The 5178-nt window shown below is 73.3% G+C and carries 5 protein-coding genes; 1 reads left to right on the plus strand and 4 read right to left on the minus strand.

Features of this window, described 5'->3' with window-relative positions:
* The first annotated feature begins 110 nt into the window (after positions 1-110).
* On the plus strand, positions 111-1007 hold the full coding sequence (locus tag N4P33_RS32375; RefSeq protein ID WP_260830509.1) for a DMT family transporter: 897 nt from the start codon (positions 111-113) through the stop codon (positions 1005-1007).
* A 12-nt stretch (positions 1008-1019) separates the two neighbouring features.
* Here N4P33_RS32375 and N4P33_RS32380 read toward each other — a convergent pair whose 3' ends face one another.
* From N4P33_RS32380 to N4P33_RS32395, 4 genes are all read right to left on the minus strand, one after another.
* Positions 1020-2507, minus strand: coding sequence for an MFS transporter (locus tag N4P33_RS32380; RefSeq protein WP_399030529.1), 1488 nt, complete (start codon positions 2505-2507; stop codon positions 1020-1022).
* Between the two features lie 160 nt (positions 2508-2667).
* Positions 2668-3489 carry a class I SAM-dependent methyltransferase gene (locus tag N4P33_RS32385; protein WP_260830511.1) on the minus strand — a complete coding sequence of 274 codons (822 nt, stop codon included), beginning with the start codon at positions 3487-3489 and terminating at the stop codon, positions 2668-2670.
* Positions 3490-3692: 203 nt separating this feature from the next.
* Positions 3693-4475, minus strand: coding sequence for a class II aldolase/adducin family protein (locus N4P33_RS32390; RefSeq protein WP_260830512.1), 783 nt, complete (start codon positions 4473-4475; stop codon positions 3693-3695).
* Positions 4472-5178: NAD(P)-dependent oxidoreductase (locus N4P33_RS32395; RefSeq protein ID WP_313904624.1), on the minus strand; the 707-nt coding region annotated here is incomplete at its 5' end. The genes N4P33_RS32390 and N4P33_RS32395, both read right to left, overlap by 4 nt.

The following is a 5178-nucleotide window of genomic DNA, read 5'->3' on the forward strand; positions in this document are numbered from 1 at the left end:
CCCCGGACGCGCGGTGCGCGTTGGCGGCCGGCGGGGGAGCGGGGCCACCATGGCGGGAGCGCGGCCGGGGAGGGACGAGCCGTCCGACGACCCCGAGGAGCACGGTGGACATGCTGGTGCCGGTCCTGTTCGCCCTCTGCGCCGCCTTCAGCAACGCCCTGGCCACCGTCCTCCAGCGCAAGGCCGCCCTGAGCGTCCCCCGGTCCGACCATCTCCGCGCCGGGCTCATGCTCGATCTGCTGCGGCACCCCGTCTGGCTCGCCGGTATCGCCGCCGTCGTGGCGGCGGCCGTCTGCCAGGCGGTGGCCCTGGCCACGGGGCCGCTGACGGTCGTCCAGCCGCTGTTCGTGCTGGAGCTGCCGCTCACCCTGGTCATCGCCACGGTGCTGCTGCGACGGCGGCTGCCGCGTTCCGGCTGGGCCGCCGTCGCCGCCGTGGTGACCGGACTCGCCGTCGCCCTCGTCGCCGCGGCACCGGACGGAGACCGCACCCAGGTGCCGATGGACCACTGGATCCCCGCGCTCATCGTGTGCACGGCCGCTCTCGTCGGCCTGGTGACCGCCGGGCTGCGCCGCCCCGAGGGCCGGGCCCGCGCCGCCTGCTTCGGACTGGCCACCGCCGTCGCCTACGCGACGACCGCCGCGCTGATGAAGACCTCGATGCACACCCTCGACGACGGCGGCCTCACCGCGTTCCTCACCACCTGGCAGACCTACGGATTCGCGCTGTACGGCGCCGCCGCGCTGTTCCTGCTCGAGCACGCGATGCAGGCCGGGCCCCTGGTCGCGTCCCAGCCGGCGCTCACCCTCGGCGACGCCGGCGTCAGCCTGGCCCTCGGCATCACCGTCTACGGCGAGGCCGTCCGCACCGGCTGGTGGCTGCTGCCCCAGCTGCTCGGGGTCCTCCTCATCGCGGCGGGCGTGCTCGCGCTCGCCAGACTGCCCCTGGCCGGCACCCTGGCCGGCGAGGACAGGCCGGCAGAAGCGAGGACCGAGACGGCCCCCTGACCGGGGTCCGGATCACGCCGCGCCGCCGCCCGGACCCATCCCGCCCTGGAGACGCTGCAGATCGGAGGGGCGGACCTGGATGGCCACGAGCGCGATCAGCGCCGCGAGCACGGTGAAGATCGCCGCCATGATGAACGCGGCCGACACCCCGGCGGTGAGCACCTCGTCGGCGAACGGTGGAGGAAGCTCACCGGTGCGCTCGAACCGGACCCGCTCGGCGGGTGTCGCCTGCTGAAGGAAGCGCGGGATCTGTTTCTCCGCCTCGTTGGTGCTGGCCGTGCCGAACATCGTGACCAGGATGGACAGTCCCAGCGAGCCGCCCACCTGCTGCGTGGCGTTGAGCAGGCCGGAGGCCGCGCCCGTCTCCGCCACGGGCACGTTGGACAGGGCCATCAGGGTCAGCGACACGAACTCCATGCCCATGCCGAGGCTGAACACCAGCATCGGCCCGAGGACACTGCCCGCGTAGGTGGAGTGGACGTCGGTCAGCGTCAGCCAGGCCAGGCCCACCGCGGCGAGGATGCCGCCGAGCACCATGAACGGCTTGGGGCCGTACACCGGCAGGAACCGCGAGGCCAGCCCCGCCCCGATCGCGATGACCGCACTCACCGGCAGGAACGCGAGCCCGGCCTGGAGCGGGCTGAAGTCCAGCACGTTCTGCACGAACAGGGTCAGGAAGAAGAACATGCCGAACATCGCCGCGGCGAGGCACAGCATGATGCCGTAGGTCCCCGCGCGATTGCGGTCGGCGAACATGTGCAGCGGCGTGATCGGCTGCCGGGATCTCCGCTCGACCAGCACGAACACCGCGAGCACGACCACGGCCGCGCCGAACGACACCAGCGTGAGGGCGTCCCGCCAGCCGTCCTGCGCGGCCCGGATGAACCCGTAGACCAGCAGCACCATGCCCACGGTGGAGGTGAGCGCGCCGGTGAAGTCGAAGCGGCCCGGGTGACGTTCGGACTCCTTGATCCAGCGTGGTGTGGCGAGCGCGATCAGCAGCCCGATGGGCACGTTGACGAACAGCACCCACCGCCAGTTCAGCCACTCCACCAGGACGCCGCCGGCGAGCAGCCCGATGGCGCCGCCGCCCGCGGAGACCGCCGCGAACACCCCGAAGGCGCGGTTGCGTTCCGGCCCCTCGCGGAACGTCGTACTGATCAGGGCCAGCGACGTCGGCGAGGCGATGGCGCCGCCGATGCCCTGCAGGGCGCGGGCGGCGAGGAGTTGACCACCGTTCTGCGCGAACCCGCCGAGCAGGGACGCGAGCACGAACAGCAGCACACCGAAGACGAAGACCCGCCGCCTGCCGAGGATGTCACCGGCCCGGCCGCCGAGCAGCAGCAGCCCGCCGAAGGTGAGCGTGTAGGCGTTCACCACCCACGACAGGCTGGTCGTGGAGAAGTCCAGGGACCGCTGGATGTCCGGGAGGGCGATGTTCACGATGGTGATGTCGAGCACCACCATCAGCTGACACGAGGCGATGACCAGCAGAGCCATCGCGTTCCCGCCACCGCCGGATTTCTCGGCGGCGGCCTGCGCGGCGGGAGCCGGGCGCGGTCCACTGGTCATGCGGGGCGGCCCTTTCGGGAGTCCACCCGTCCGACGGTACGCCGGGCCACGAAGGCCCACCACTCGATCGGAGCAGTCCTCGGGGAGCTCACCCGGGCGGGCGCCGGCCCCAGGCCATCGCCATGCCGGGCCCCAGTTCGGCGAGGCGCGGCGAGGCCAGATACGCCAGAGCCTCGTCGACGACCTCGTCGTCGACGCGGCCCGTCGCCACCAATTCGGGCCGCATTCGGCTCCAGGTCTCGGACCAGAAACGCGCCAGGGGCTCGCCCGCGGCCAGCGGCGGGCAGTGCAGCTCCGCGCCCACGTCCCGCAGACCCTCCTCGCGCAGTACATGCGGATACGCCGGCACACCGGAGATGTCCGTGCCGATCGTCGCCCACAGCGCCTGCCACATGGCGTCCATGGTGCGCCGGTAGGCGGAGGAGGCGTCGAGCACATCGGGCAGCTCCACCGCGTCGCCGAGCACGAGCCATCCGCCGGGGTTCAGCCAGCCGGCCAGGCGCGAGACGATCCGGCGGCGCTCGGCCAGATGCATCAGGACGAACCGCGCGTGGATCAGGTCGAAGGAACCCGGCCGCACCCGCTCGTCCGTCAGGTCCGCGACGACCACCCGCAGCCGGGGACCGGCCAGGCCCGCCAGCGCGCCGGTGTCCCGGTCCAGGGCGACCACCTCCTCGACCCCGGCCTCCTCCACCAGCCAGCGCGCCACCGTGCCGGTGCCGGCCCCCACCTCCAGGCAGCGCAGCCCCGGCCCCACGCCCAGGGCACGCAGCCGGCGCGTGGTGACCGGGTCGTACACCAGCGCGGCGGCGTCGATACGTGCGGCCTCGCCCGCCCGCTCGGGCTCGAACAGGTCCTCCCCGTACCGGCCCTCGGCCGGCCCTTCACTCCCACCACGGGAAGCGGCCACGGTCATACCTCCTGACGGAACGCCCGCCCGGGCCGGCCCGCCGAGACCCCGGCCGCCGTGTCACCGCCGCTCGTTGCCCGCATGCCCCGAAGCTAGACCGGGCCCCGGAGTCTCGCCACCGCCGCCGGACCACGGGGGCGTCGCCGGGCGGCGGCCCGTCGGCCGGAGCACCGTGACTCCCGTGGGCGGCTCCGGTGGTGGTGTCAGTCCTTGTAGTCGGGGCAGGTCCGGTCGAGCAGGCGCAGGAGCGCCGCCCAGGCGAGGGCGTAGGCGTCGTGGTCCTCGAAGTCCGACGCCGCCTCGCCCGCGAGCTGCTGGGCGGTGTACTCGCAGACCTCGGCCGGCGGGACGACGAGCGGCGCGCCGCCGGCCTGGGCGGTGACCTGGATCTCGCAGGCCTTCTCGAGGTAGTACATGCGCAAGAACGCCTGGGCCGCGCTCTCGCCCACTGTCAGCAGGCCGTGGTTGCGCAGGATCAGGGCGGGGTGGTCGCCGATGTCGGCGACCAGGCGCCGCTGCTCGTCGAGGTTGAGGGCGACGCCCTCGTAGTCGTGGTAGCCGACGCGGTTATGGAACTCCATCGACATCTGGTTGAGCGGCAGCAGCCCGTCGCGCTGGGCCGCCACGGCGCATCCCGCCTTGGTATGCGTGTGCAGGACGCAGTGGGCGTCGGGGCGGGCGGCGTGGATCGCGCTGTGGATGACGAACCCGGCGGGGTTGACCGGGTACGGGGTCGGCTCGACCGGGTTGCCCTCGAGATCGATCTTGACCAGGCTGGACGCGGTGATCTCCTCGAAGAGCAGCCCGTAGGGGTTGATGAGGAAGTGGTGGCCGGGCCCGGGCAGCCGCAGGGAGATGTGCGTGAAGATCAGATCGGTCATCCGGAAATGGGCGACCAGCCGGTAGACGGCGGCCAGTTCACGGCGCAGCCGCGTCTCCTCGGCGAGCGCGTCGTCGTGGGCCGGTGCGGTGAGGATGCCGGTCATGCGGCGGCTCCTTCGGTGGTGGGATCGATGACGGGGGTCAGCGGGCGGCCGGTCCGGTGCCAGGCGATGACGTTCTCCACGGGGCGGCGGACGTAGGCGCGGCGCGAGGTGTCGGACAGGAAAGCGCTGTGCGGGGAGAGCTGGATCCGCGGATGTGACCGCAGGGGGTCGTCCGCGGGCGGTGGTTCGACGGGGAAGACGTCCAGGGCCGCCCCAGTGAGCCGGCCCGAGTCCAGGCAGGCCAGCAGGGCCGACGGGTCGACGAGCTCACCGCGGGAGACGTTGACGAGGAAGCCGCCGGGCCTCATCCGCTCCAGCAGCGCGCCGTCGACCAGGCCGTGTGTGCCGGGAGTGAGCGGTACGTGCAGGGACAGGATGTCCGAGGCCGCCGCGAGGCCGGCGACGTCCTCGCAGCGTTCCACACCGGCCGGCCAGTGGGCGGGGTCGGCGTGCGGGTCGTGCGCGGCGATCCGCCCGAACACGGGGGCGGCGAGGGTGGCGAGGAGGCGTGCGATGCGGCCGAACCCGATCAGGCCCAGCGTCAACTCACCGGCCCGGCGGGGCAGTTCGGCCGCCCCGGCGAAGTCGGCGTTCCAGTGCGCCGGTACGCACCGGACGCCGCCGCGGCCCTGGAGAAGGACCGGCCGACGGCGGCGCTCACCACGAGCTGAGCCCCGGCGGGGCCCCGGACACCCGTCCGGGG

The organism is Streptomyces sp. 15-116A (assembly GCF_025290915.1).
Classification (GTDB): Bacteria; Actinomycetota; Actinomycetes; order Streptomycetales; family Streptomycetaceae; genus Streptomyces.